Source organism: Kocuria sp. ZOR0020 (assembly GCF_000800955.1).
GTDB lineage: Bacteria > Actinomycetota > Actinomycetes > Actinomycetales > Micrococcaceae > Kocuria > Kocuria subflava.
Genome location: NZ_JROX01000255.1, coordinates 1 through 626 on the forward strand (window position 1 = coordinate 1; position 626 = coordinate 626).

Consider the following 626-nt stretch of genomic DNA (forward strand, 5'->3'; position numbering starts at 1 on the left):
GACCTCATGGACCGTTGGAAGTCTTCCCCGCGGGCCTCCCGCCGTGACGACGACGCCCTGTGGGTCCGGTTCCGTGCCGCCCAGGACGTGTTCTTTGATGCCCGCAAGTCCGCCAATGACCAGGTGGAGCAGGAGTTCGAGGAGAACCTCAAGCTCAAGCAGGAACTGGTGGAGGAGGCCAAGCAGCTTCTGCCTGTCACGGATCTCCGTGCTGCCCGCAAGAAGCTCTCCGGCATCCAGGACCGCTGGGATCAGATCGGCAAGGTTCCGCGTGCCCACTTCAAGCGCATCGAAAACGAGTTGCAGGCCGTGGAGGAAGCAGTCCGTGACGCCGATTCCGGCACCCGCGCCAAGAAGGTGGCCTCCGAGTCCGAGGTGCGCTCCAACAGCCTGCTGACTCAGGCCGAGGAGAAGGTGGCGGAACTGCAGGGTCAGATCTCCGCGGCCGAATCCACCGGCGACTCCGCCCGAGCCAAGAAACTGGGCAAGGAACTGAGCAGTGCTGAGGCCATGCGGGACATGATCAAGCGCAGTGCTGCCGGGTTGTGACGTGCGGCTGCCGGCTGGAGAGCTGAGCCGGCGGGGCTGAACACACTGGCTGACGGGGGTCGTTCATCCACAGGATG

Annotated in this window: 1 protein-coding gene; it reads left to right on the forward strand. The window is 64.5% G+C overall.

Going from position 1 to position 626, the window contains the following annotated elements; all coding sequences use genetic code 11:
• Nucleotides 1-549, forward strand: a 549-nt coding sequence (locus L979_RS12700) for a DUF349 domain-containing protein (protein ID WP_047692578.1), incomplete at its 5' end; no start/stop codon positions are given.
• Between the last annotated feature and the right edge of the window lie 77 nt (nt 550-626).